Source organism: Streptomyces sp. TLI_105, from assembly GCF_900105415.1.
Taxonomy (GTDB): Bacteria; Actinomycetota; Actinomycetes; order Streptomycetales; family Streptomycetaceae; genus Streptomyces.
In genome coordinates, this window is sequence record NZ_FNSM01000001.1 from 1,375,722 (window position 1) to 1,400,738 (window position 25,017).

Sequence of the window (25,017 nt, forward strand, 5' to 3'; positions counted from 1 at the left end):
GCCATCAGAGGGGAACCCCCACATGAAGAAGCCTCTCGCCGGCGCCCTGCTCGCCCTGCTCCTGGCAGGCGCGACAGCGGTTCCGGCCGCGGCCTCCGCACCCCGGGAGACGGTCGCACAGGCCCCGGCCCCGGCCTCCGCACCCCGGACCCAGGCCGTGACCGCCGTCGACTTCGCGGGAACGGTCGCGCTCAGCAACTGTTCCGGCTCCGTCGTCCGCACCCCGAGCTCCCTGCCGAGCGACCCCGCGCTCGTCCTCTCCAACGGCCACTGCCTGGAGACCGGCATGCCGGCGCCCGGCCAGGTCATCAAGGACCGGCGCTCCACCCGCTCGTTCACCCTGCTCAACTCGGCCGGCACCGGTGTCGGGACGCTGCGCGCGAGCAAGATCGCGTACGGCACGATGACCGACACGGACATCTCGATCTACCAGCTGACCAAGACGTACGCGCAGATCCAGAGCACGTACGGCATCAGCGCCCTGACCCTCAACGACGCCCACCCGGTCCAGGGTTCGGCGATCAAGGTGGTCTCCGGGTACTGGAAGCGGATCTACAGCTGCAACATCGACGGCTTCGTCTACCGCATGAAGGAGGGCGAGTGGACCTGGAAGGACTCGGTCCGCTACACCTCGGCGTGCAACACGATCGGCGGCACGTCCGGCTCGCCCGTGATCGACGCGACCACCGGCAAGGTCGTCGCCGTCAACAACACGGGCAACGAGAGCGGTGAGAGCTGCACCGTGAACAACCCGTGCGAGATCGACGAGAGTGGCGCCGTCACCGTCCGCCAGGGCATCAACTACGCCCAGGAGACGTACACGATCGTCCCCTGCATCGGCGCCGGCAGCGTGATCGACCTCAACCGCCCGGGCTGCGCCCTGCCCAAGCCGTAACGCCTCGGCCGTCTCCCGCCGGCCGCCCGTGTCCGGGCGGTCGGCGGGAGACGCCGTCGCACTCACGGCCGATTGAGTAGGCGTACTCATCACGGAGACCTCAAGCTCGCCGAGACTGTGTGCACCAGCGAGAGAGGCCCGTGACCGTGACCACGCAGCAGACCCGACGACCCCGTCCGCACCCCCGCACGACCGGCGGGGCGTTCGCCCGCCGCACCCTCCCCGGCCTCGCCGCCGCGAGCCTGACCGCGGCCTTCCTCCTGACGGGCTGCGCGTTCCAGATCCATGACCGGGTCTGCAGCTCCGGCCACTACCCGGTCAAGGCCGTCGGGAACACCACCGGCGGCGACTGCGTGGCGGACGGCCAGGAGCCGTTCGAGGGCTACGTCCGCTACCCCGCGGGCCAGGTGCCCGAGTACGTCGACGACAAGTGGGACCGCTACTGGTCCACGGTCGTCGTCGACGCCGAGGGCCGGGTGGTGCAGGGCTGACCGACCGTCAGGGAGCCATCTCGTACGCGCCCGACAGCGCCTCGACGCGCTGCCAGACGCGCTCCGACCGCGCCTCGTCGACGACGGGGCGCCGGACGGCGCCGAGCGCCCAGAGCTGCTGCTGCTCGGTCGCGGAGTCCTTGCCGTGCAGCTCGACCGCGTGCGCGGAGAAGTCGCGGACGAGGACGGCGAACAGCTCGTCGAGCACGTCCTCGTCGAGACCGGTCAGGGCGGCCTGCTCCAGGACCAGCTGCCCGTGGACGACGAGCGCGAAGAGCTGGCCCACGGCCAGGAGCAGGTCGAGGTCGCGGCTCTGCTCCTCGTCGGGCGCGGCCTTGAGCACGAACTCGCAGAGGGCGTCGGCCTGTTCGCGGAAACGGGCCACGTTGGACACGTGGGCGTACGCCTCGTAGGCCGGCCGCCAGTCGTGGAAGCGGACCGCGCCGAGACCCCGCGCCGGGCCCTGCCGGAAGAGGAACGCGTCGTCGGCCGCGTCCAGACGGGTCGGGACGGGCTCGTACGCGACCGGGTCGAGGAGGTGGTTGCGCATGAACTTCAGGATCAGCGCCAGATTGACGTGGACCGTGCCCTCCAGCTTCGGCAGGCCGCGGATCTCCACGGCGGCCTCCGCGAAGTAGTTGTCCTTCTCGAAGCCCTTGGCGGCGATCACGTCCCACATCAGGTCGATGACCTTCTCGCCCTCCGTGGTCACCTTCATCTTCGTCATCGGGTTGAAGAGGAGGTAGCGGCGGTCCTCGGGGCCGGCGGTGCGGAAGTAGTCGACGGCACGGTCGCTGAACAGCTTCATGCCGACGAGCCGGACGTACGCGTCGGTCAGCTCGCGCCGCACGTGTGGGAAGGCGGTGACCGGACGGCCGTAGAGGATGCGGTTCTGCGCGTGCGTGACGGCCTCGTACATCGCGTGCTCGCAGATGCCGATGGAGGCGGTGCAGAGGTTGAACTTGCCGACGTTGACGGTGTTGAGGGCGGCGTCGAAGGCGGCGCGCCCGGTGTGCAGGACGTCCTCGGCGGCGACGGGGTAGTCCTCCAGGCGGAACTCGCTGACGAACTTCGACGAGTCGACGACGTTCTTGACGAGGTGGTACGCCGGGTGGCGGCTGTCGGCGGCGAAGAAGACGTAGCCGTCGGGGCCCTCGACGTCGGTGCGGCGGCCGAAGACGGAGACGAGCCCGGCGGCGTTGCCGTTGCCGATGTAGTACTTGGAGCCGGTGGCGCAGAAGCCGCCCTCGCCGTCGGGCTCCAGGAGCATGTCGGTGGAGTAGATGTCGGCACCGTGGGACTTCTCGGAGAGGCCGAAGGCGAACACCTCGCCCTGGGCGAGGAGTTCGGCGGCGCGGGCACGGGCGGCGGCGTTGTCGCTCTGCCAGACCGGGCCGAGGCCGAGGATGGTGACCTGCCAGGCGTACCAGTAGTCGAGGCCGTAGAAACCGAGGATCTCGTTGAGGGCGGCGATGCGGGCGGTGTCCCAGCGCTTGTCGCCCTCGTCCTCGCCGGCGGCGGAGGACGGCGTCAGGAAGGTCGCGAAGAGCCCTTCCTCCGCGGCGAAGGCGAGGAAGTCGCCGAGCCAGGCCCGGGTCCGGTAGTCCTCGATGATCCGTCGCTTGCCGCGCGCCTCGAACCAGTCCACGGTGGCGCGCAGCAGCCGGCGGGTCTCCGGGTCGAAGTGGGCGGGATCGTAGGTGTGCGGGTTGAACAGCAGCGGGTCGGCCATGACGTCCGCCTTTCCGGCTCGTGGTGAGGGGTGGGGTGGTACGGGGGTGTGGTTCAGCGCCCGGCTTCGAACCGGGCGAGCGTGGCGAGGACGTCGTCGAGCCAGTCGATCATCATCCGCTCGTAGGCGATGCCGCCGCGGAGGACGGCGTGCTGGAGCTCCCGCTCGGCGTCGAGCGGACCGTCGGCGTCGGACGCCGGGAAGTCCCGCGCCTCGCCCGCGAGGTAGTGCTCCAGGCGATCGGTGTGCGCCCGTCTGTGCCGCTCGACCTCGCCGATCAGCGCGGCGGGATCGTCGAAGGCGGCTCCCCGGATCTTCACCGCGAGGTCGTGCCGCACGCTCTCGGGCTCGATCGGTTCGTGCAGCCACGTGGAGAGCGCGGCCCGTCCGGGCCCCGCGACGGAGTACTCCTTCTTGTCGGGACGGCCCTGCTGGGGGACGTCCCGGACGTCCACCCAACCCTCGCTCTCCATGCGCTTGAGCACGCGGTAGATCTGCTGGTGGGTGGCGGTCCAGAAGTATCCGATGGACCGCTCGAAGCGCCGGGCCAGCTCGTAGCCGGATCCGGGCTTCTCGAGCAGGGACACGAGGATCGCGTGGTCGAGCGCCATGCGCCCGATCTTGCTATGCAACGAGTTGCATAGCAAGAGGGGCCGGGCCGGTGAGACACGGCTCACGGGCGTTGTCAGTGGTGCGCGATAGCTTCGAGAACGTTCGAAAGATTGCACGAGGAGGGGGAATTCGTGGGTGTCGAGCGTGCGTTGAAGGTCGTTCTCGTCGACGTCAACGACGAGGTGGTGGCGGCCTGGCGGTCCGCGTTCGCGGACACGCCCGGGGTCGAGATCCGGCGGGGTTCCGTTCTCGACGTGGACGTCGACGCGTGGGTCTCCCCCACCAACGCGAAGGGGCGGATGGACGGAGGGGTCGACGCCGTCGTCAAGCGGCACCTCGGTGCCGGTGTCCAGGTGCGGGTGCAGCGGGCGATCCGCGAGCGGTTCGGCGGGAGCCTGCCGGTGGGCAGCGCGGTCTGCGTCCCGTCCGGGGCGGCCGTGCCGCGCTATCTGATCTCCACGCCGACGATGCGACAGTCCTCGCAGAACGTCAGCGACACGATGAACGTGGCGCTGGCGTGCGCGGCGGCGTTCCAGGCGGTACACCTGCAGAACCTGGCGAAGCACGGCAGCATCCGGTCGGTGGCGCTCGTCGGGATGGGCGCGCGGACGGGTCAGGTGCCGGCGCAGGTGTGCGCCAATCTGATGTGGACGGGGTACACGCTGTTCCACGACCACGGGTTCGCGGACTACGACGAGTTGCGGGCGGCGGTGCTCGGACAGCTCGCCGACATCGAGGGCGCGGGCCCGGCGCAGCGGGTGCGGATCAAGGTGCCGGAGCAGACGCCGACCGTCGCGGCGTCGGACGTGTCGGCGTCGACCGAGGCTCCGGCCGAGGCGCCGGCTGCCGCGGCTTCGGATCCGTTGGGGCTGGCCGAGCTGTTCACGGGTGGTGGTGAGCCGTGGCTGCCGCTGCTCGCCCCGGTGATCGAGGCGCAGCCGGGGGCCGGCTCCTTCATCGGGCCGAAGCGGAGCCCGGAGGTGGTGCCGGTGCGCGAGCTGACCTTCCAGGCGTTGAAGCCGCATCCGCCGCACAAGTGGAAGGTGGTCGCCTTCGGGCAGAACCCGTACCCGCGGGCGGAGAGCGCGACCGGCATCGCGATGTTCGACAACACCTTCCACGACTGGAAGGACAGTCAGTTCGGCCGGGTGGTCAGCATCCGCTGCCTCATCAAGGCGGCCGCGATGTGGAAGTACGGCATCGCCAAGAAGACGCCGATCGCCGACGTCCGGGCGCTGTTGAAGAAGGAGGACACGGTTCAGCCGCCGGAGTGGTTCCAGGCGATGCTCACCCAGGGCGTGCTGCTGCTGAACGCGTCCCTCACGGCGAGCGCGGACGGGGCCGTGCCGACCGAGCAGCACACGTCCTTCTGGCGGCCCGTGGCGGAGCAGATCGTCGAGGAGATCCTCCGGGCGAAGCAGGACGCCGAGGAGGAGGACCGCGGAGTGGTGTTCGCCTGGTGGGGCGCGCACGCCCGGAGCCTGAAGCGGGTCGTCCAGCGGCTGGAGAAGAAGTACCCGGGGGTGGAGGTCCGACACCTGGACCACGCGAACCCGGCGGCGCAGGGGGACGTCTTCTGCGAGGGGGACCACTTCGCCCGGGTGAACGACGCCCTGGCGGCGGTGGGGGCCGAGCCGGTCGACTGGCTGCCGCGCAGGGGCTGGGACCAGGACGCGGCCGGGGCCGGGGCCGGAGGGTCCGGCGGGGGCGTCGCGGAGCGCATGGGCGCGTTCATCGCGTCGACGATGGAGCTGCACCAGCTCTATCTGGAGCGGCTCACGAGCGTCAAGCACGAGGGGCTCGTCCTGCCGCCGATCACCGGAGTGTTCGACACGCCGGTGATGGACTTCCGGAAGGCCGTCGAGCCGGTGACGGGGGTGCTGGCGAACCTGGACGGGTACGTCGAGCGGTCGAGCCGTTTCGCGGAGGCCAAGGTGGCGGAGGCGGAGGCCGCGGGCGGAGCGGCCGGGACCGGTCTGTCCGCCGACGCGATCTCGGCGCTGTACCTGTACACGTGCGAGTCGGCGTTCTACCGCGAGATCAACGCCGTGCTGCGGTCCCCGGACCGGGAGCGGCTCGTGCCGTATCTGCCGTACCTGCGTCTGCTGTTCTCCGCCGTCGCCGAGCTGCCGCCGCAGACCCGGCCGCTGTGGCGCGGTGTGGCGCTCGACCTGCGGTCCCAGTATCCGCTGGGGCGCACGGTGACGTGGTGGGGCGTCTCGTCGTGCACGTCCGAGCCGAGCGTGGCCCGGGCCTTCCTCGGGAGCCGCGGGCGGCGGACGCTGTTCGAGGTGACGCCGGCGCGGGCGGTGGGGATCCGGCGGTTCTCCGCGTTCACGGGCGAGGAGGAGTACATCCTGACGCCGGGCACCCAGCTGAAGGTGACGGACGTGAAGACCGAGCGCGGCGGGCTGTGCACCGTACGCCTCACCGAACTGGAGGGCCAGGGGCTGGTGTCCTAGGCGACCCGGCCCGCCCGACGGCCGCGGTCCGGCCGTCGACGGAACGCCGGACGACCTGTGACGAACCCCTCCTGGGCCGCACTCGGCCCAGGAGGGGTTCCGACGGGTCCCGACCCGCGGGTCAGAGCGCGCCGATGATGTCCTCGACCCGGTCCTTCGCGTCGCCGAAGAGCATGGAGGTGTTCTCGCGGAAGAACAGCGGGTTCTGTACGCCCGCGTAGCCGGAGGCCATCGAGCGCTTGAAGACGATGACCTTGTTCGCCTCCCAGACGGTGAGGACCGGCATGCCGGCGATCGGGCTGCTGGGGTCCTCGGCGCCGGCCGGGTTGACCGTGTCGTTGGCGCCGATCACGAGGACGACGTCGGTGTCGGCGAAGTCCTCGTTGATCTCGTCCATCTCGAGCACGATGTCGTACGGCACCTTGGCCTCGGCGAGGAGCACGTTCATGTGGCCGGGCAGGCGGCCGGCGACCGGGTGGATGCCGAACCGCACGTCGACGCCCTTCGCCCGCAGCTTCGAGGTGAGCTCCGCGACCGGGTACTGCGCCTGCGCCACGGCCATGCCGTAGCCGGGCGTGATGACCACCGAGCGGGCCGCGCCGAGGAGTTCGGCGGCGGCCTGGGCGGTGATCTCGTGGTGCTCGCCGTAGTCGACGTCCGAGGTCGAGGGCGCCTCGATGCCGAAGCCGCCGGCGATGACGGAGATGAACGAGCGGTTCATCGCCTTGCACATGATGTACGACAGGTAGGCACCCGAGGAGCCGACCAGGGCGCCGGTGATGATCAGCAGGTCGTTGCCGAGCAGGAAGCCGGAGGCCGCCGCCGCCCAGCCGGAGTAGCTGTTGAGCATCGAGACCACGACCGGCATGTCGCCGCCGCCGATCGAGGCCACCAGGTGCCAGCCCAGGGCGAGCGCCAGGACCGTCACGGCGATCAGCAGCCACAGTTCCGGCGTGATCACGAACCACACCGTGAGGGCGGCGAACAGGCCGAGGGAACCGAGGTTCAGCGCGTTCTTGCCCGGCAGCATGAGCGGCTTGGAGCTGATCTTCGCCGAGAGCTTCAGGTAGGCCACGATGGAGCCGGTGAAGGTCACCGCGCCGATGAACAGGCCGATGAACACCTCGGCGTGGTGGATGTCCAGCGTGCCGAGCGCGTCCAGGGCCGCGGCCTCGTGGCCGTCGGGCTCGTGCTCGACGTTCAGGAAGCCGTTCCAGCTGACCAGCACGGCCGCGAGGCCGACGAAGGAGTGCAGCAGCGCGATCAGTTCGGGCATGCCGGTCATCTCGACGCCACGGGCGCGCTGCAGACCGATCAGCGCGCCGATCAGCATGGCCACGGCCATCAGCCCGAGGCCGGCGGTGCTGATGTCGCCGTCGATCGCGAGCACGATGGTCGCGACGAGTGCGACGCCCATGCCGAGCATGCCGAACGCGTTGCCGAGCCGTGCGGACTCGTGCTTGGAGAGTCCTGCCAGCGCGAGGATGAACAACAGCGCGGCAACGAGGTAAGCCGCCTGTGCGGCGATGGTCGCAGACATGTCAGCTCCGGTTGAACATGGCGAGCATGCGACGCGTCACCGCGAAGCCGCCGAAGACGTTGATACTGGCCAGGAGGATCGCCACGGACGACAGCACCGTGACCGCGGTGCTCGAGTGCCCGATCTGCAGCAGCGCGCCGACGACGATGATCCCGGAGATCGCGTTGGTCACCGACATGAGCGGCGTGTGCAGGGCGTGGTGCACATGGCCGATCACGTAGTAGCCGATCACGATCGCGAGCACGAAGACGGTCACGTGGGGCAGCAGCGCCGCCGGGGCGAACCCGGCGGCGAGGAACAGCGCCAGCGCGGCGACCGCCACCCCGCCGAAGCGCCGGGCCGGCGTCATCGGCTCCTTCTTCGGCTTCGCCGGCTTCGTCTCCGCCGTCGCGGGCGCGGGGGCCGGGGCGGCCGAGACCTGGACCGGCGGGGGCGGCCACGCCGACTCGCCCTCGCGGACGACGGTGATCGAGCGCTGTACCGGGTCGTCCCAGTCGAGGACCAACTGCCCGTCCTTGCCGGGCGTCATCAGCTTCAGCAGGTTGACCAGGTTCGTGCCGTACAGCTGGGAGGCCTGGGCCGGCAGCCGACCCGCCAGATCGGTGTAGCCGATGATCGTCACGCCGTTCGCCGTGACGACCTTCTCGCCCTTCACGGTGCCCTCGACGTTGCCGCCGTTGGCGGCCGCCATGTCGACGATCACGGAGCCCGGCTTCATGCTCGCCACCATCTCCGCGGTGATGAGCGTCGGCGCGGGGCGTCCGGGGATCAGCGCGGTGGTGATGACGATGTCGACCTCACGGCACTGCGCGGCGTAGAGCTCGACCTCGCGCGCCTTGTAGTCGTCGCCCATCTCCTTGGCGTAGCCCGTCTTCGAGACCTCGACCTCCGGGGACTCGATCGACAGGTACTCGCCGCCCAGCGACCGCACCTGGTCGGCCACTTCGGGCCGGGGGTCGGTCGCCCGTACGATCGCGCCGAGCGAGCCCGCCGCACCGATCGCGGCCAGTCCCGCGACGCCCGCGCCCGCGACGAGCACCTTCGCCGGCGGCACCTTGCCCGCCGCCGTCACCTGGCCGGTGAAGAACCGGCCGAACGTGTGCGCCGCCTCGACCACGGCTCGGTATCCGGCGATGTTCGCCATCGACGACAGCACGTCCATCGACTGCGCCCGGCTGATGCGCGGCACGGCGTCCATCGACAGCGCCGTGAACGGCCGGCGGCCCAGGTCCTCGACCATCGCGGGGTCGAACGCCGGGGCGAACAGGGCGATCACCGTCGCCTCGGGCCGTACACCGTCCAGCTGAGCGGGGCTCGGGGCGTTGACCCCGAGGACCACGTCGGCGGCCGTCGCGTCGCCGATGCGCGCGCCGGCGGCCTCGTAGGCGCTGTCGGTGAAGCCCGCCGCGACACCCGCGCCGGAGTCGACGACGACGTCGTACCCCAGTTTGCGGATCGGTTCGATCGTGGCGGGTGTGGCCGAGACACGATGCTCACCTGCCCGCGCCTCCTTGAGGACTCCGACAATCACGAGTGTTCTCCGTTCGCTGCAGTTGCCGTCGACGGCCGTTCTCTACCTCGACTCCGATTCGGGTTTTGCCCCCCTCAGAATCGGGCCGCTCCCACCTCGACCGGAAGCGTGCCGGCGGTGATCAATGCCACACCACTCGACCTACCCATCGCGAGCGACCGCTCCGCGGGCACGGCGAACTCACCGGGGCTCCTGGTTGAGGACGGGCTCACGTTAGGGGTCCCCGGTCCTCCCGCGACACCGGCCGTTCAAGGGGGATAGCTCATATTGACGCGCGACTCGTCGCGCTCCTACGCTCCGCCCCCGTCGGGCGCCGCCGACGGCCGCGACGCGCGCTTCTCGGCCTGGTCCCGCAGCTCGCTCTTGGCCAGGGCGTTCTTGTGGACCTCGTCCGGGCCGTCGGCGAAGCGCAGGGTCCGGATGTGGGCGTACATGTTGGCGAGCATGAAGTCCTGGGACAGCCCGCCGGCGCCGTGGACCTGGATCGCCTTGTCGAGGATCCACTGCACGGTGGCCGGGGTCGCGATCTTGATGGCCTGGATCTCGGCGTGCGCGCCCTTGTTGCCGACGGTGTCCATCAGCCACGCGGTCTTGAGCACGAGCAGCCTCAACTGCTCGATGCGCACCCGGGATTCGGCGATCCAGTCACGGATGACGCCCTGCTCGGCGATCGGCCTGCCGAAGGCGACGCGCTCCTCGGCGCGGGCGCACATCAGCTCGACGGCCCGCTCGGCGATGCCGATCGAGCGCATGCAGTGGTGGATGCGGCCGGGGCCGAGGCGCGCCTGGGCGATGCCGAAGCCGTCGCCCTCGCCGCCGATCAGGTTCGCCGCGGGGACCCGTACGTCGGTGAACGTCAGCTCGGCGTGACCGCCGTGCTCGCGGTCGTCGTAACCGAAGACCTCCATGCCGCGGTGGATCTCGAAGCCGGGGGTGTCCCGCTCCACGAGGATCATCGACTGCTGACGGTGCCGCTCGGCGCCCGGGTCGGTCTTGCCCATCACGATGAAGATCTTCGCGTGGGGGTTCATCGCGCCCGTGATCCACCACTTGCTGCCGTTGATCACGTACTCGTCGCCGTCACGCACGATCGAGGTGCCGATGTTGGTGGCGTCGGAGGACGCGACGTTCGGCTCGGTCATCGCGAACGCCGAACGGATCTCGCCGGCGAGCAGCGGCTCCAGCCAGCGCCTCTTCTGCTCCGGGGTGCCGAACATGTGCAGCACCTCCATGTTGCCGGTGTCCGGCGCCGCGCAGTTCATCGCCGGGGGCGCGAGGTGGAGGCTGCGTCCGCTGATCTCCGCCAGTGGGGCGTACTGGAGGTTCGTCAGGCCGCCGCCCTCCTCTCCCGGCAGGCTGTGCTGGTCTACAAGAAAAAGGTTCCACAGGCCGCGCCTGCGGGCCTCGGTCCGCAGCTCTTGGAGGACCGGGACCGAGTCCCAGGCCCAGGGGTCGTCGAGCGCCGCGAGCTGCTCGTGGAAGACCTTCTCGGCCGGGTACACGTGCTGGTCCATGAACCCGAGCAGCGACGCGCGCAGTTCCTCGGTCCTGGCATCGAACCGGAATTCCATCAGTGCGTCTCCTTCAGCGCGGAAAGGCCGGCGTCGAGCAGCGGACCGATCGCCTCGCCGAGGGTCTCGAAGCCCTCCCCGACGGTCTGGCCGTTGAGGTGGCGGTAGTGGATGCCCTCGATGATCACGGCGAGCTTGAACGCGGCCAGGCCCAGGTGGAAGCCGAACCGAGAGAGGTCCCGGCCGCTGCCCGCGGCGTACCGCTCGATCGTCTCGGCCTCGGTGAGGTAGCCGGGCGCGCCCGCGACGGTGCTGACGCCAGCGCCGTCGCCGACGACCTCGCCCAGCCGGTTGTAGACGACCATCAGCGCGAGGTCGGACAGCGGGTCGCCGAGCGTCGCCATCTCCCAGTCGAGCACCGCCGTCGCCCGGTCGTCGTCGTCGACCAGTACGTTGTCGAGCCGGTAGTCGCCGTGCACGATGCCGCTGTCCGACTCCGTGGGGACGTCGGCGGAGAGCCGGCGGTGGAGCTCGTCGGCTGCCGGGAGGTCCCGGCTGTACGAGGCGTCGAGCTGCTTCTTCCAGCGGCGGACCTGGCGCTCCAGGTAGCCCTCGGGGCGGCCGAAGTCGGCGAGACCGACCTCCGCCGGGTCCACCCGGTGCAGCGTGACGAGGGTGTCGACGAGGCGCTCCGAGATCCGCCGGGTGCGCTCCTCGCCGAGGGGGGCGAGCTCGGCCGCGAGCCGGTACGGGGTGCCGGCGCACTGCGCCATCACGTAGAACGGGGCTCCCAGGACCTCGGGGTCGTCGCAGAGCCCGAAGGTCTCCGGCACCGGGACCGAGGTGTCCCGCAGGGCGCTCGTCACGCGGTACTCACGGCCCATGTCGTGCGCGGTCGCGAGGACGTGCCCGAGGGGCGGGCGGCGGACGATCCAGGTGCTGTTGCCGTCGGTGACGCGGTAGGTGAGGTTGGACTTGCCGCCGGCGATCAGCGTGGCCGACAGCTCGGAGCCGGCGCCGGGGACGTGCGCGGCCAGCCAGTTTCCGAGCCTGTCCAGGTCGAGGCCGGGCGGGGAGGGGGCCGATCGGCCATCACCGCACCACCACGGTGACGGTGTCGGCCACGCACACCGGCTTGTCGCCGCCGTCGCGCTCGACGGTGACACGGGTGACGACCTGGTAGCCCCCGCCGCCGGGGGTCACCTCCACGAGTTCGACACCGGCCCGTACCCGTGAGCCGACCGGGACCGGCGCCGGGAAGCGGACCTTGTTCGCGCCGTAGTTCACGCCCATGCGCACGCCCGTGACCTCGTACACCTCCCAGCACAGCATCGGGATCAGGCTGAGGGTGAGGTAGCCGTGCGCGATGGTGGTGCCGAACGGGCCCTCGGCGGCCCGCTCCGGGTCGACGTGGATCCACTGGTGGTCGCCGGTGGCGTCGGCGAACCTGTCGATCTGCTGCTGGGTGACGGTGTGCCAGTCCGAGTGGCCGAGGTGGGTACCGGCCGCCTTCTCCAGTTCGGCGATGCCGTCGAACGTTCTCGGGGTGGTCATGCGGGGGCTCCGTTCGGGGTGGGGCGCAGCCCCGGGACGAGCGCGGCGAGGGCCGCGCGGGTGGAGGGGGCGTCGACGTGCAGGTGGGCCCGCATCCCGACGGCTCGCGCGCCGAGCACGTTGGGCTCGGCGTCGTCGACGAAGAGCGCGCTCCCGGCGGCGACGCCGAGGCGCGCGAGGGTCAGCTCGTAGATCGGGGCCGCCGGCTTGCGCAGGCCGACCTCGCCGGAGATGACGACGGGGTCGAGCAGCGCGTCGATCCGCTCGCGCGGATAGGTGTTGCCCCAGCTGTTGGACAGGAGGGCGACCCGGACGCCGAGCGCGCGCAGCTCCTCGACGAGGTCGAACATCGCCGGGTCGGGCCGCATCGCGGCGAAGAGCCGGGAGAGCACGCCGACCGGGTCGACCGGACGGCCGTCGATCGTGGTGAGCTCCGCGGCGAGCAGGGCGTCGAACTCGGCGACGGTCAGCTCGCCGGTCTCCAGGCGGTGGATCGGGGTGCCGGCGGGCGCACGGCGGGACATCCAGGCCCTGAGGGTCCGGGAGAACGACTCCGGATCGATGCCGTCGGCCTCGATCCAGGCCGCGATCGACTCCTTCACGGGCCCGGTGAGCACGCCGCCGTAGTCGAGGACGACGGCCTCGACCGGTGCGGTCGGCGGGACGTCGGCGCTGGTCACTCGGCTGCCCCGACGCGTGTGACGCCCCCGTCGACGACGACGGTCTGGCCGGTGAGCCAGGCGGCGTCCTCGGAGAGCAGGAAGGCGACGACGCCGCCGATGTCCTCGGGCTCGCCCAGCCGCTTGAGCGGGTAGCGGGCCGCGAGCTGATCCTCGCGGCCCTCGTACAGGGCGGTGGCGAACTTCGTCTTGACGACGGCCGGCGCGATCGCGTTGACCCGGATGTCCGGGCCCAGCTCGACGGCCAGGAGCTCGGTCATCGAGATCAGCATCGCCTTGCTGGCGCCGTACATGCCGATCATGGGCGCCGGCTGGACGCCGGAGACCGAGGAGACGTTGACGACCGCGCCGCCGTGCTCCTTCATCCATGCGCCATGGACTTGCTGGATCCAGGAGAGCGCGGCGAGGCAGTTGGTCTCGACGATCTTGCGGGCGGCCGCCAGGTCGAGCTCGATCATCGGGCCGTACACCGGGTTGATGCCGGTGTTGTTCACCAGCAGGTCCACGCTGCCGAACGCCTCGATCGCCTGGCGGACGGTGTCGGTCTGGTGCGCGAGGTCGTCGGCCTTGCCGGCGACGCCGAGGGCGTGCGCGGGGCCGCCCAGGGCGGCGACCGCCTGGTCGAGCGTCTCCTTCGTACGGCCGGTGATGACGACCCGGGCCCCCTCGGCGACGAGCCGCTCGGCGATGGCCAGGCCGATGCCGCGGCTGGCGCCGGTGACGATCGCGGTCTTTCCCTCGAAACGCTTCATGTTCTCCGTACTTCCTTCTCTGTTCGGACGTGCTCGGCTCGGACGTGCTCGGCTCGGACGTGCTCAGCTCAGGCGCTCGACGACCATGGCCATGCCCATGCCGCCGCCGACGCACATGGACTCGACGCCGAACTGCTTGTCGTGCCACTGGAGCGAGTTGACGAGGGTGGCGGTGATGCGGGCGCCGGTCATGCCGAAGGGGTGGCCGACGGCGATGGCGCCGCCGTTGACGTTGAGCTTCTCCAGCGGGATGCCGAGCTGCTGGGCGGAGCCGAGCGACTGCACGGCGAACGCCTCGTTGATCTCGTAGAGGTCGATGTCGTCGAGGCCGAGGCCGGCGCTCTTCAGGGCGGCCGGGATGGCCTCGACCGGGCCGAGGCCCATGATCTCCGGGGAGAGGCCGGTGACGGCCGTGGAGACGATCCGGGCGAGCGGGGTGAGGCCCAGCTCCCTGGCCCGGCCGTCGCTCATGATCACCAGCGCGGCGGCGCCGTCGTTGAGCGGACAGGCGTTGCCGGCGGTCACGGTGCCGTCGGGGCGGAAGACCGGCTTGAGCCCGCTGACGCCTTCGAGCGTGGTGCCGGGGCGGGGGCCGTCGTCGGCGGTGACGACGGTGCCGTCGTGGCGCGTGACCGGGGTGATCTCGCGGGCCCAGAAGCCCTCCTCGATGCGCTGGACGGCGAGGTTCTGGCTGCGGACGGCGAAGGCGTCCTGCTCCTCGCGCGACATCCCGAGGATCTGCTGCACGTTCTCGGCGGTCTGGCCCATGGAGATGTAGACGTCCGGCAGCGCGCCGGTCTCGCGGGGGTCGGTCCACGCGGGCTCGCCGCCCTGCGCGCGCTCGTGGGTGCGCTTGCCGGAGTCGCCGAAGGCCGGGTTGAGGATGTCGTGGCCCGGGATGTGGTCGCTGGTGCCGTTGGCGAAGTGGCTGACCGACTCCACGCCGGCGGAGACGTAGGCATGGCCCTCGCCGGCCTTGATGGCGTGGAAGGCCATCCGGGTGGTCTGCAGGGAGGACGAGCAGTACCGGGTGATCGTCGTGCCGGGGAGGTGGTCGTACCCCAGGAGCACGGCGACGTTGCGGCCCATGTTCCAGCCCTGCTCGCCGCCGGGCAGGCCGCAGCCGAGCATCAGGTCGGTGATCTCGCGGGGGTCGAGCTCGGGCACCTTCGCCAGCGCCGCCCGCACCATCTGCACGGTCAGCTCGTCGGCGCGCAGGTCCTTCAGGGACCCCTTGCCCGCACGGCCGATCGGGGACCGGGCGGTCGAGACGATCACTGCTTCGGGCATGGGACCTCCCTTTACATGCTAAGCGGTTGCTTACCCAAGGTGGGCCCACTGTGCAACGGGCGACGGACAGCCGTCAACAGGCGATCGGGGTGGGAGCGGAATGACTTATGTCATGTCGACAGGAGGCGGCCGGTGCACGGCACACGGCACACGGCACCCGTGACATCAGCGGCGCCCGTGGCATCGACGACGCCCGAGGGCAGGGGGCGACGGCGCCCGAAGTCAGGGGCGGCAGCGCCCGAGGGCAGTGGTCAGCGAGCCGCGATGCCCGCGATGAACAGGTCGGCGAACGTACGGGCGACCTCGTCGGCCGAGGCCTCGCCCTCGGAGCGCCACCACATGGGCAGGTGGTGGACCGACCCGAAGCAGTAGTCGACGGCCAGCTCGGCGCTGACGTCGTCGCGGAACACGCCCTCGCGCTGCCCCTCGACGATGAGCGCCCGGAAGGTCTCGTGGTAGCGCCGGCGCTCCCGTCGCACCTGCCGCTGGTTCTCCTCGGCGAGCTGGTGCAGCGACCGGAAGAAGATCGTGGCGCTCTGGAGGTTCTCGATCGTCGTCACCACGACGTCCACCACCGCCGCGTGGACGCGCTCCGCCACCGGCAGGTCCGTCGCCACCACGGCGTCGAGGCGCTCGGTCTGCATCCGCAGCACCCGCAGGTAGATCTCGTGGAGCAGGTCGTCCTTGGAGGGGAAGTAGTGGTACATGGCGCCCTTGGTGACCCCCGCGGCGCGCACCACGTCCTGCACCGACGTCCCGTCGAAGCCCTTCTCCGCGAAGAGCTCCAGGGCCGCGTCCAGCAACCGCTCGGGGACCGTGCGGCCGTTGACGGTCGCCGGTGGCCGTCCCCTCCGGCGCCCCTCCGCTGCGGACACGGCCGATCCCCTAGCGGCGTCGCTTCGGGGCGTACGTCTCCAGGTACGCGGTCATGAGACGGCGCGCCTCGTCGACCGTGGCCTCGTCGCCGGTCCGGGAGTCCTTGAAGGCGAGGCCGAAGATCCGGTCGGCGGCCTCGTAGGCCACCTGCACGGCGAGCCGGGGGGTGTCGGCGACGATCAGCTTCCGCTCGACGAGGTGGCGCCGGAACGCCTCGGCCTGCGTCCTGCCCCAGGCCTCCTCCAGCTCCATGAGCACGGGGGCGCGCCCCGGGGCGTACCACAGCTCCACCACGCTCGGGTGCTCGCGGCAGTAGGCGAGCTGCGGGTCGATCAGCGCGTCGACGACCTCGCGCAGGGTGGTGCCGGGCCCGAGGTCGTCCGCCGCCTGCGCGAGGAGCTCGCCCATGTCCTGGCCGTGGCGCCGCAGGAGCGCGGCGTCGACCTGGTTCCGGTCGGCGAAGTAGTGGTAGACGGAGGCGGTGGGGATGCCGGCCCGCTTGCCGACGGCGCCGAGCGTGGAGGCCTCGTACCCCTCCTCCGCGAGGATCTGGTCGGCGGCGTCCAGGATCGCCTGCACGCGCTTCATGCCGCGGCGTTGCACGGGCGCCGGACGGGAAGCCACCCGTGACATCACCGGATTCTCGACCATCAGTCGAGAATATCAGCCGGGACCGCACAAGATCATCGAAAGAGGACGTGGGGCCGGGCCCCGGGTCACTCGCCGAGCACGTCGCCGAAGACGCCTCCGAAGGGGTCGGGGCCCCCGTCGTCCGCGCCGATCGGGACCTCGGCCCAGATCGTCTTCCCCTCGCGCGTGTAGCGCGTGCCCCAGTGGTCGGCGAGCTGGGCGACGAGGAAGAGTCCGCGGCCGCCCTCCTCGTCCGGCCGGGCCCGCCGCAGGTGCGGCGAGGTCTCCCGGCTGTCCGACACCTCGCAGATCAGTGCCCGGTCCTTGTCCCGCAGGAGCCGCAGGTCCACCGGCGGAGCCCCGTACCGGATGGCGTTGGTGACGAGTTCGCTGACGATCAGCTCGACGGCGAAGCCGACGGCGTCGAGGCCCCAGTGCTCCAGCTGGGCGTTCGTGGACGCGCGGGCGCCGGCCACCTTCGCCGGGTCCGGGTCGATGCGCCAGCCGGCCATGTGGTCCTCGGCCAGGGCGTGGACGCGGACAAGGAGGAGGGCGGCGTCGTCGCGCGTGTCGGCGGGGAGCCCGGACGCGACGACCCGGTCCCGGAGCGCGATGGGCGGAAGACTCTGGTGCTCGCTCAGCATCCGGCACAGGCCGGTGATCCCGGTGTCGGGATCATGGTCGGCGCCCGTCACCAGTCCGTCCGTGAACAGCGCGAGCAGGCTGTCCTCCGCGATCGCGAACTCCGCGGACTCGAAGGGCAGACCGCCGACGCCCAGGGGCAGGCCCACAGGCATCTCCAGGGGCGCGGCGGGCCCGCCGGGGGCGACCAGGACCGGCGGCAGATGACCGGCACTCGCCGCGGCGCACCGCCCGTGGACGGCGTCGTACACGAGGTACAGGCATCGCGCTCCCACCGCCGGGTCCGTGCCGTCGGTCTCCTTCGGGTCGAGGCCGATGCGGGCCTGCCCGACGAGGTCGTCGAGTCTGCTGAGGAGTTCCTCGGGGGCGAGGTCGAGCGCGGCGAGGGCGCGCACGGTCGTCCGCAGCCGGCCCATCGTGACGGCGGCGTGCAGCCCGTGGCCCACCACGTCGCCCACCACGAGCCCGACGCGGGCGCCGGACAGCGGGATCACGTCGTACCAGTCGCCGCCCACGCCCGTGGGCCCCGCGCCGGGGACGTAGTGGTGGGCGGCCTCCACCGCCGTGTGCTCGGGCAGCTCCTGCGGGAGCAGATTGCGCTGGAAGAGCAGGGCGGTGGCGCGCTCGCGGGCGTAGCGCCGTCCGTTGTCGACGCACACCGCCGTGTGGGCGACCAGTTCGGCGGCCAGGGCGCGGTCGGCGTCGGTGAAGGGGTCCCTCCGGGCGGTACGCAGCAGGGTGACCGTCCCGAATCTCGCGGCTCCGGCCGTCAGGGGAAGGACGAGCTGCCTGCCGCCGGCGGGGAACTCTCCCCCGGGTGCGCCGTCGTGGCCTGCGCTGTTTCCGCCGGTGACCCGGCGGCAGGGGGTCGACGCGCTCCAGGGGCCGGGTTCCTCGCCCGCGAGTACGGACTCGGCCAGGTCGACCCGGGCCGCGTCCGCGAGATCGGGGACGACCGCGGCGACGAGTTCCTCGCACGTCCGGACCCCGTCCAGTGTCGTCCCGATGCCGGAGGAGCGGCTCAGCAGCTCAAGACGGCGCAGGGCCTCGTAGCGCGCGGTGATCTCGAAGGCCGACTCGCACACGCCCAGGTGGTGGCCGGTGGCGTCCTGCAGCCGGAAGTAGGAACAGGACCAGACGTGCCGGCGGGTGGGAGGGTCGCCCGGCAGGGAACTCCGGTAGTGGAGGTCGATCACGGGTTCACCGGTGCGGAGGACGTGGTCGATCACCGATTCGTACGAGCGGCCGGGCGGACCCGGGGAGATGAACTCGCCGTGGGGGAGGATCTCCCGCGCCTGAAGGCCGAAATAGTCCTCGCGCCCGATGCCGAACTTGGCTTCCGTCGCGGGGTTGACCCATTGCACACGGGCGTCCGCGTCGATCACGGTCAGCGAGATCGGCGACTGGGTGGACAGTCCGGCCAGCATGGCCTGGTCGGTCGCCCAGCGCTCCATCTGCCCGGCCTCGACGGACACGACGCCCCAGGCCGCGGTGGTCGGCCGGGCCTCGGCGGGTCCGAGCCGCAGGACGTACAGCACCACGTGCACGACGCTCCCGTCGCGCTTGCGCAGGGCCCACTTCTCGCCCCAGGAGCCGATGGGCCGGTCGGGCGCGAAGAGGGTGCGGCCGTCGACGGGGACGAGGAACGTACGGGCCGGCCTCCCGAGGACCTCCTCGGCCGGGTACCCGTAGAGGTCCTCGGCCGCGGCGTCCCAGCCGATGATCTCGCCCCCGTGGTCGAGCACGGCGGTGGCCATGGCCCCCAGGCTGAAGGGAGTGCCGAGGTACTGCTCTCCTGCCCCGGGCGTTGTCATGGCGGCCTCCCGGCGGACGGCTCCCCCTCGTCAGGCTACTCGGCGTAGGCGGGACGGCGCTCGGCGGAACCGCAGGCCGGGAGCTCGGCCGCTACGGCGTCGACGGGTTCGCGCACCGGAGGATCATCCGCATCGCCGGCTGAGCACCGGGCCCCTGACCAGTGACCCGCGGCACCGGGAGCGGTGGCGCGGGCCACCGCCGTCTCGGGCCCAGGAGGTCGTCCCGACCTCCTGGTGCGGCGGGCGACGGCGGGGGGACGTCGACGGTCACGGAGAAGCCGTGACCGGTGAGCCGACGGACCAGGACGGGGCCGGCGATGCCGGCGCCGGAGACGAGAATCCGCCTGGCACCCCTCCTGTTCCTTCAGTCCACCCGTACGGCGTGGAGCGCGGTGAAGGCCAGCAGCCGGGTGGCGGTCCGCTGCGGATCCTCGAGCAGGGGCGAGTGCCCGAGGCCGGGCAGCAGCTCGACCTTCGCGCCCGGGACGGCGCGGTAGTCGGAGGCGGACGAGGAGCGCCACCTGCGGTCGTCCTCGCCGAAGAGCACGAGCAGCGGCTTGCCCAGGACCGTCAGCCGGTCCGGCAGCGCCCGCTGCTCCAGGTAGGAGCGCGTGGCCGACATCGTCGCGGTGAACGTGTGGTGGGTCATGTCGCGTACGTCGTCCAGGAGTTCCTCCGGGAGCCGGTAGTCGGCGCGGCTGACCGCGGTGCTCGCGAAGTGGCGGAGCTGCTCGTCGCTCGGCGGCCACTGCGAAGGGCCGACGGCGGCGGGCTGCGGTGCGATGAAGGCGCCCAGGCCGGGGCCGGTGTTGACGAGCGCGAGCGCGGTCACCAGGTCGGGCCGGTGTTCGGCGAGGGCGGTGGCGACGGCGCCGCCGCTGGAATGACCGACGACCACGGCGTGCTCGACGCCGAGCCGGTCCAGCGCCTCGCCGACCCGGCGTGCCTGGTCCGGTACCGCGTAGCCGCGGTCGACCGGTTCGGCCGACCGCCCGTGCCCGGGCAGGTCGATCCGGATGACGCGGTGAGCGCCGGTCAGCAGCGGAACCATCGGGTTCCACGAGCGGGTCGAGGATGCCGACCCGTGGATGAGCAGGAGTGCGGGGGCGTCGAGGGGGCCGTCCTGGCACACGTGCATGTCGCCGTCGTCCAGCGGCAGAGTCGAACTCTCGGTGGCCTCGGCGCGGCCGTTCACGGACGGGTTCCCGTCAGAAGCAGTCATGGGCCCACTGTCTCCGCCGGTACGCGCCGGTGTATTGGACGAATGTTCCCCGGCCGGCCTGCGTGGGCACCATGGGGCCATGCAGACGTTCGCGCACGGTGCGGCCCTGTGGGACGTCGAGTGCCCGCGGCGGCCCAGCCGGGTGGCCGGTGTCACCATGGCGGGCTTCCGTGTCCCCGACCTGGACGCGCTCCGGATGGTCCCGCACCCGGCCGTGACACTGCTCCTGGACTTCGGCGGCGGGACATCCGTCCTCGACTGTGCCACGGGGCAGCAGCGGGGAAGCCTCGTCGCAGGACCCGGGCTCGGATCCGGAGGCGCGGTCCGGGCGCGGGGGGAGAACGTCGAGTGCGTGCAGGTGCGCCTCTCCCCGGTGATCGCGCGCGCGGTTCTGGGCGCTTCTCCCGCCGACTTCGACGGTGCCGTCGTGCCGCTGGAGAGCCTGTGGGGCCGGGAGGCCTCCCGGATCCGCGAGCGACTCGCCGATGTCTCCTCGTGGCAGGAGCGCTTCGGCTTGACGGACCTGCTGCTGGCACGCCGGTACGAGGCGGGGCCGGCGGTCGACCCGGAGGTGGCCTGGGCCTGGCGCCGGATCGTCGCCGGCCGTGGCCTGACCCGGATCGACGGTCTCGCGGCCGAGGTCGGGTGGAACCGGAAGCGGCTGTGGTCCCGGTTCCGGTCACAACTCGGCCTGCCGCCCAAGCGCGCCGCGAAGCTGGTCCGCTTCGACCACGCCGCCCATCGCCTGGTCGCGGGCGAAGGCGCGGCCCACGTCGCGGCCGCCACCGGCTACGCCGACCAGTCCCACCTGCACCGGGACGTCATGGCGCTCACCGGGGCGACCCCCGCGAGCGTGGCCGGCGAGCCGTTCCTCGCCGTCGACGACATCGCCTGGCCCACCCGCGAGACAGCCGCGACGGCCTACGCCTCCAGGAAGCCCCGACTCGGCCCCCGCCAGAAGTGATGCGACTCCGCGGCGAGCGGGCCGGACGATCCGGCGGTCAGGGCCGCTCGTGGGCGGGATGCGCGGCGAGCTCGTCGAGGAACTCCCGGAGCAGATGCCGCAGGACGTCGGGGCGTTCCAGGTGTACGTCGTGGCCGGTGCCGGGGACGCTCACGGCCGTCGCCCCCGGGCACTGTCGGAGCATGGCCTCGGACTCCTGCGGAGGGATGATGCCGGACTGGCCCAGGACGGCCAGGACCGGACACGTGACCCTCGCCCACTCGTCCCAGAAGGAGCGCCGGGCGTTCTCGGCCAGCGAGTCGACCATGACGTCCCGGTCGAAGCGGGGCCACCAGCCGCTCCCGTGTTCCTCCAGGCCGGCGGCCCAGCCCTCGCCGACCGCACCGCCGCCGAGGAAGTCGACGGCGGCCTTCCGCGAGGGGAACGGCGTCGGCCATGAGTCGAGCCATCCGCCGATCTCGGCCTGCACGTTCGGGTTCGGTCCGCCGGGGCCGGCTTCGACCAGGACGAGAGCGCGTACGAGGCGGGGGTGTGCGGCGGCGGTGAGCATGGCGGTGTGGCCGCCCAGGGACTGACCCACCAGGACGGGTTGCCGGAGGTCGAGCTGGTCGAGTACGGCGACGGCATCCGCCACGTACGCGGCACGGCTCACCTCGCCCGGCAGGCGCTCGCTGGCGCCGTGGCCGCGCTGGTCGACGGCGACGACCCGGTGACGGGAGCTCAGGTCCCGGGCGAGGGCGTCCCATTCGCCCGCGTGTCCGGCCAGTCCGTGCAGCAGGACGACGGGTGGCCCCGAGCCTCCCCAGTCGCGACAGGACAGGCGGACGCCGTCGCGTTCCACGGTGCGTTCGGACCAGGTCATGCGGCCTCTTTCCGGGTCGGGAAGATCGGTTGTCGCGGTGGGGCGGTCAGCGGTAGGCGGCGAGGAAGGCGCGGGTGCCGGCGGCGGCGTAGCGGTCCAGGTCGGCCTCGGTGTGCTGGGAACTGCCGGTGAACATGGCCTTGTTCACCGGGATCCACAGCAGCAGCCCGGAGAAGTGGTTCGCGGCCAGGAGCGCGTCGTCGATGCGGAGGAGCCCCTCGTCGGCCAGGCGCCGGAAGGTCGCGGCCAGCGTGGCGAGTCCTCGTTCGAAGCCCTTCTCGTACCACTCGGTGCCCAGGTCGGGGAAGACGTCGGCGTTGGCGATGATCAGGCGTCGCAGCTGGATGACCTGGGGGTGGGTGAGGGTGGTCAGGAACCGGCGGGCGAGCCGGGTCAGGTTCTCCTCCAGGTCGGCGGCGTCGGTCGGGACGTCGGCCAGCAGGTCGATCGTGGTGTCGAGCCGGTCGGTGGTGGCCAGGACGATGGCGGCGAAGAGCTTCTCCTTGTCGGAGAAGTGCTTGTAGACGGTCTGCTTGGACACCGCGGCCAGTCTCGCGATGTCGTCCATGCTCGTGCCCGCGTACCCCTTCTCCATGAACACCGCGGTCGCGGCCTCCATGATCGCCTGGTGCTTGCGGGCCGAGCGGCCTTGTCCGGTGGTGTCCATACGTCTCCTTCGATCGGTACTGGACAGTCTAGTTCCTGTCTGAGTACTGTACCGTCCAGTTCCGAAGCGCGGGACGCATCCACGGAGGAGAACCATGCGGAAGATCGTCGCGGGCCTCGCACCTGGCGGTCACGCGCGCCTTCGCCCACGGCGCCGTGGAAGCCCACCGCGCCCCCCAGCCGCACCGACCCCGCCCCACCGACCTCTTCGCCCACGGCCAGGAATGGACCTCCACATGCCCCAGACGCTCAACCCCCCGGCCGCTCTCGACGTCTCCCCGGCCCGCCCGGCGTCACGGCGCCTGCCGGCCGCCGGCATCGCGGCAGGCCCGCTCTTCCTCGTGGCGGGCCTGGCCCAGGGCCTGACCCGGGACGGGTTCGACTTCACCCGCAACGCCCTCAGTCAGCTCAGCCTCGGCGACCTCGGATGGATCCAGGTCACCGCCTTCCTGCTCACCGGCCCGCTGGTCATCGGCGGTGCGATCGCGATACGCCAGGCACTGCGCGATGCGCCGGGCGGCACCTGGGCGCCCCGGTTGCTCGGCGCATTCGGCGTCTCGTTCCTCGTCGCCGGAGTCTTCCGCGCCGACCCGGGGGCCGGGTTCCCCGCCGGCGCCCCCGAGGACCGGGTCACCTCACTGAGCGCACACGGCACCGTCCACATGCTTGCCGGCACGGTCGGCTACCTCGCGCTGTGCGCCGCGTTCCTCGTGCTCGCCCGGCACTTCGCCACCCGCCGACAGCGCGGCTGGGCACTCGCCGCCCGCCTCGTGCCGGTCGGGGTCCTCGCCGGATTCGCCGCCTCCGCCGCCACCGTGGCGGCCTTCACCGCCGGAGCAGGACTCGGCCTGCTCGGACTCAGCGCCGTCACCGCCCGCCTGACCTTCCCGGCGCGGCGGTAACGGCCCCGCCCTGCCGCTCGCGGCGACTGCACCACGCAGTAGCCCCGTTCGCCCAGGAAGTGCGCGGTCCGGGGCAGTCCGGCACCGATTCAACCGTCGCCTCCACCATGGAAACCCGCTGGTCGCGGCCCACCGTCACCGGATCGGCGCCCGCTGTCCCCACCTGGCCATCGGCAGCACCCACGGGACCGGGCAATGCCGGATCGACAGCATTCGAACGTTTACGCGACAAAATGCCGAGCCCTGGAGCGCATCATCGAACGTAGGGAAACCTCCTACGAGGAGTGGCGATGAAGCTGTCGTTCCTGGAGCCCCTGTACGCGGAGCCCGGCCCGTTCGCCTCCGTGTACCTGGACACCTCGCGTGACGTCGAGCATCCGGAGCGGTCGATCGCGCTGCGCTGGCGGCGGCTGCGCGGCAACCTGACCCGTCAGGGCGCGGACCGGGCGCTGCTCGACGCGCTGGAGGAGGTGGTCGGCGCCGACACGGAGGTACCGGGGGTCCACGGGCAGGCCGTCTTCGCCGCGCACGGTGCGCTCGTACTGGACGGGGAGCTGCCCAGGCCGCCCGCACACGACTTCGCGCGCTACGGCACGCTGCCGGATGCGATGCCCCTGGTCACCCAGCACGTCCCGGAGATCCCCTACCTGGCCGTGACCGTGCACTACGGCGGGCCGCCGACCGCCGAGGCCCGCGGATGGGTGACGCTGGACGCGGAGACCGGGACCTGGCCGACATCCAATGTCACCCCGGGTGAGCGGCTGCACCACAGGAGTGCGGTGGCGACCTGGCATCACACCGCGGTCCGGCTGGGCCACCGGCTGGACGAATGGGCGCGGCGCGCCGGCGCCGACTCCGTCGTCGTGGGCGGGAACGAATGGGCGTCCAACGTACTGATCCGCCGCCTCCCGCACGCCTTGCGGGACAAGGTCGTACGCGTGGGGGGTCCCACTCCGACGGACACCCTGCGTGCCCTTCTGGAGCCGCAGCTGAACACCGCCTTCCGCGGCCGCATGGCCGCGCACGACCGGGCGCTCGTGGACGTCTTCATCGGCCGTCGGGCCCTGCACCTGGCCGCGACGGAGGGGCTGTCCGCCACCGTCGCCGCCCTTCAGCGCGGTCAGGTCGCGGCGCTGCTCCTCCACCACCCGCCCGCGCCCTCCCTACGGTTCTGGGTGGGCCCGCAGCCGACCCAAGTCGCCCTGACCGAGGCGGAACTGGCCTCCTTCGGCGTGCGGGGACCCCGCGAGGAGCGTGCCGACGAGGCCCTGGTGCGGACCCTCGTCGGCACCGGTGCCGAACTGGTCGTCGTACCGGAGAGCGACCTGATGCTGCACGAGGGCGTGGGCGCGCTGCTGCGGTACACCGACCGCGGGACGCCCTCCTGAC

22 protein-coding genes are annotated in these 25,017 nt (G+C 71.7%); 6 read left to right on the top strand and 16 right to left on the bottom strand.

The genetic code is table 11. The features are described 5' to 3' along the window. Positions 1–22: 22 nt before the first annotated feature. Together BLW86_RS06220 and BLW86_RS06225 are read left to right on the top strand one after the other, a co-directional pair. Positions 23–895 carry a S1 family peptidase gene (locus BLW86_RS06220; RefSeq protein WP_093873084.1) on the top strand — a complete coding sequence of 291 codons (873 nt, stop codon included), beginning with the start codon at positions 23–25 and terminating at the stop codon, positions 893–895. Between the two features lie 140 nt (positions 896–1,035). Further along, a complete protein-coding gene (locus BLW86_RS06225; RefSeq protein ID WP_256341237.1) occupies positions 1,036–1,386 on the top strand; it encodes an SCO0607 family lipoprotein in 351 nt (116 codons plus the stop codon). Between the two features lie 7 nt (positions 1,387–1,393). Here BLW86_RS06225 and BLW86_RS06230 read toward each other — a convergent pair whose 3' ends face one another. Then, positions 1,394–3,118, bottom strand: coding sequence for an acyl-CoA dehydrogenase family protein (locus tag BLW86_RS06230; RefSeq protein ID WP_093873085.1), 1,725 nt, complete (start codon positions 3,116–3,118; stop codon positions 1,394–1,396). A 53-nt stretch (positions 3,119–3,171) separates the two neighbouring features. After that, entirely contained in the window at positions 3,172–3,729 is a 558-nt protein-coding gene (locus BLW86_RS06235; RefSeq protein ID WP_093873086.1) for a PadR family transcriptional regulator, read from the bottom strand. A gap of 132 nt (positions 3,730–3,861) precedes the next feature. Between BLW86_RS06235 and BLW86_RS06245 the strand changes: the two genes are divergently transcribed. Beyond that, complete coding sequence (locus tag BLW86_RS06245) at positions 3,862–6,192, top strand: macro domain-containing protein (protein ID WP_256341238.1); 2,331 nt, start codon at positions 3,862–3,864, stop codon at positions 6,190–6,192. A gap of 121 nt (positions 6,193–6,313) precedes the next feature. Here the strand turns inward: BLW86_RS06245 and pntB are convergent, their stop codons facing one another. From pntB to BLW86_RS06310, 12 genes are all read right to left on the bottom strand, one after another. Continuing rightward, positions 6,314–7,732: a Re/Si-specific NAD(P)(+) transhydrogenase subunit beta gene (pntB, locus tag BLW86_RS06250; protein WP_093873087.1), complete on the bottom strand. Its 1,419-nt coding sequence runs from the start codon at positions 7,730–7,732 to the stop codon at positions 6,314–6,316. A 1-nt stretch (position 7,733) separates the two neighbouring features. After that, the gene (locus BLW86_RS06255) at positions 7,734–9,263 is read right to left on the bottom strand and encodes a Re/Si-specific NAD(P)(+) transhydrogenase subunit alpha (RefSeq protein WP_093873088.1); all 1,530 of its coding nucleotides are present in this window, start codon (positions 9,261–9,263) and stop codon (positions 7,734–7,736) included. A 290-nt stretch (positions 9,264–9,553) separates the two neighbouring features. Then, complete coding sequence (locus BLW86_RS06260; RefSeq protein ID WP_093873089.1) at positions 9,554–10,834, bottom strand: acyl-CoA dehydrogenase family protein; 1,281 nt, start codon at positions 10,832–10,834, stop codon at positions 9,554–9,556. After that, the gene (locus BLW86_RS06265) at positions 10,834–11,832 is read right to left on the bottom strand and encodes a phosphotransferase family protein (RefSeq protein WP_256341647.1); all 999 of its coding nucleotides are present in this window, start codon (positions 11,830–11,832) and stop codon (positions 10,834–10,836) included. The genes BLW86_RS06260 and BLW86_RS06265 overlap by 1 nt, the downstream gene beginning before the upstream one ends. A 34-nt stretch (positions 11,833–11,866) precedes the next feature. Further along, entirely contained in the window at positions 11,867–12,328 is a 462-nt protein-coding gene (locus tag BLW86_RS06270) for a MaoC family dehydratase (protein ID WP_093873091.1), read from the bottom strand. Then, entirely contained in the window at positions 12,325–13,008 is a 684-nt protein-coding gene (locus BLW86_RS06275) for an HAD family hydrolase (RefSeq protein WP_093873092.1), read from the bottom strand. The genes BLW86_RS06270 and BLW86_RS06275 overlap by 4 nt, the downstream gene beginning before the upstream one ends. Beyond that, positions 13,005–13,760 carry an SDR family oxidoreductase gene (locus BLW86_RS06280; protein WP_093873093.1) on the bottom strand — a complete coding sequence of 252 codons (756 nt, stop codon included), beginning with the start codon at positions 13,758–13,760 and terminating at the stop codon, positions 13,005–13,007. The genes BLW86_RS06275 and BLW86_RS06280 overlap by 4 nt, the downstream gene beginning before the upstream one ends. Positions 13,761–13,823: 63 nt before the next feature. Then, a complete protein-coding gene (locus BLW86_RS06285; protein ID WP_093873094.1) occupies positions 13,824–15,050 on the bottom strand; it encodes an acetyl-CoA C-acetyltransferase in 1,227 nt (408 codons plus the stop codon). Positions 15,051–15,301: 251 nt separating this feature from the next. Beyond that, a complete protein-coding gene (locus BLW86_RS06290) occupies positions 15,302–15,925 on the bottom strand; it encodes a TetR/AcrR family transcriptional regulator (protein ID WP_093873095.1) in 624 nt (207 codons plus the stop codon). A 10-nt stretch (positions 15,926–15,935) separates the two neighbouring features. Continuing rightward, complete coding sequence (locus BLW86_RS06295) at positions 15,936–16,514, bottom strand: TetR/AcrR family transcriptional regulator (protein ID WP_093878523.1); 579 nt, start codon at positions 16,512–16,514, stop codon at positions 15,936–15,938. 128 nt (positions 16,515–16,642) lie between these two features. Continuing rightward, a complete protein-coding gene (locus BLW86_RS06300; protein ID WP_093873096.1) occupies positions 16,643–19,012 on the bottom strand; it encodes a SpoIIE family protein phosphatase in 2,370 nt (789 codons plus the stop codon). Positions 19,013–19,376: 364 nt separating this feature from the next. Then, the gene (locus BLW86_RS06310; protein WP_093873098.1) at positions 19,377–20,234 is read right to left on the bottom strand and encodes an alpha/beta fold hydrolase; all 858 of its coding nucleotides are present in this window, start codon (positions 20,232–20,234) and stop codon (positions 19,377–19,379) included. A 79-nt stretch (positions 20,235–20,313) separates the two neighbouring features. Here BLW86_RS06310 and BLW86_RS06315 point away from each other — a divergent pair, with 79 nt between their 5' ends. Continuing rightward, positions 20,314–21,198 (top strand): AraC family transcriptional regulator, encoded by an 885-nt coding sequence (locus tag BLW86_RS06315; protein ID WP_093873099.1) that lies wholly within the window; start codon positions 20,314–20,316, stop codon positions 21,196–21,198. Between the two features lie 37 nt (positions 21,199–21,235). On the opposite strand, the gene BLW86_RS06320 is transcribed toward BLW86_RS06315, so the two are convergent. Further along, a complete protein-coding gene (locus BLW86_RS06320; protein WP_107466058.1) occupies positions 21,236–22,060 on the bottom strand; it encodes an alpha/beta fold hydrolase in 825 nt (274 codons plus the stop codon). Between the two features lie 46 nt (positions 22,061–22,106). Next, positions 22,107–22,727 carry a TetR/AcrR family transcriptional regulator gene (locus tag BLW86_RS06325; protein ID WP_093873100.1) on the bottom strand — a complete coding sequence of 207 codons (621 nt, stop codon included), beginning with the start codon at positions 22,725–22,727 and terminating at the stop codon, positions 22,107–22,109. Between the two features lie 235 nt (positions 22,728–22,962). Between BLW86_RS06325 and BLW86_RS06330 the strand changes: the two genes are divergently transcribed. Together BLW86_RS06330 and BLW86_RS06335 are read left to right on the top strand one after the other, a co-directional pair. Further along, entirely contained in the window at positions 22,963–23,628 is a 666-nt protein-coding gene (locus BLW86_RS06330) for a DUF998 domain-containing protein (RefSeq protein WP_093873101.1), read from the top strand. Between the two features lie 290 nt (positions 23,629–23,918). Then, the gene (locus BLW86_RS06335; protein ID WP_093873102.1) at positions 23,919–25,016 is read left to right on the top strand and encodes a baeRF2 domain-containing protein; all 1,098 of its coding nucleotides are present in this window, start codon (positions 23,919–23,921) and stop codon (positions 25,014–25,016) included. Position 25,017: the final 1 nt, after the last annotated feature.

Coding starts and splice junctions, on each gene's coding strand:
- BLW86_RS06235 (WP_093873086.1), bottom strand. CDS start 3,729: ATGGCGCTCGACCACGCGATCCTCGTGTCCCTGCTCGAGAAGCCCGGA.
- BLW86_RS06280 (WP_093873093.1), bottom strand. CDS start 13,760: ATGAAGCGTTTCGAGGGAAAGACCGCGATCGTCACCGGCGCCAGCCGC.
- BLW86_RS06230 (WP_093873085.1), bottom strand. CDS start 3,118: ATGGCCGACCCGCTGCTGTTCAACCCGCACACCTACGATCCCGCCCAC.
- BLW86_RS06320 (WP_107466058.1), bottom strand. CDS start 22,060: ATGACCTGGTCCGAACGCACCGTGGAACGCGACGGCGTCCGCCTGTCC.
- pntB (WP_093873087.1), bottom strand. CDS start 7,732: ATGTCTGCGACCATCGCCGCACAGGCGGCTTACCTCGTTGCCGCGCTG.
- BLW86_RS06310 (WP_093873098.1), bottom strand. CDS start 20,234: ATGACTGCTTCTGACGGGAACCCGTCCGTGAACGGCCGCGCCGAGGCC.
- BLW86_RS06220 (WP_093873084.1), top strand. CDS start 23: ATGAAGAAGCCTCTCGCCGGCGCCCTGCTCGCCCTGCTCCTGGCAGGC.
- BLW86_RS06315 (WP_093873099.1), top strand. CDS start 20,314: ATGCAGACGTTCGCGCACGGTGCGGCCCTGTGGGACGTCGAGTGCCCG.
- BLW86_RS06335 (WP_093873102.1), top strand. CDS start 23,919: ATGAAGCTGTCGTTCCTGGAGCCCCTGTACGCGGAGCCCGGCCCGTTC.
- BLW86_RS06325 (WP_093873100.1), bottom strand. CDS start 22,727: ATGGACACCACCGGACAAGGCCGCTCGGCCCGCAAGCACCAGGCGATC.
- BLW86_RS06285 (WP_093873094.1), bottom strand. CDS start 15,050: ATGCCCGAAGCAGTGATCGTCTCGACCGCCCGGTCCCCGATCGGCCGT.
- BLW86_RS06295 (WP_093878523.1), bottom strand. CDS start 16,514: ATGAAGCGCGTGCAGGCGATCCTGGACGCCGCCGACCAGATCCTCGCG.
- BLW86_RS06300 (WP_093873096.1), bottom strand. CDS start 19,012: ATGACAACGCCCGGGGCAGGAGAGCAGTACCTCGGCACTCCCTTCAGC.
- BLW86_RS06330 (WP_093873101.1), top strand. CDS start 22,963: ATGCCCCAGACGCTCAACCCCCCGGCCGCTCTCGACGTCTCCCCGGCC.
- BLW86_RS06260 (WP_093873089.1), bottom strand. CDS start 10,834: ATGGAATTCCGGTTCGATGCCAGGACCGAGGAACTGCGCGCGTCGCTG.
- BLW86_RS06270 (WP_093873091.1), bottom strand. CDS start 12,328: ATGACCACCCCGAGAACGTTCGACGGCATCGCCGAACTGGAGAAGGCG.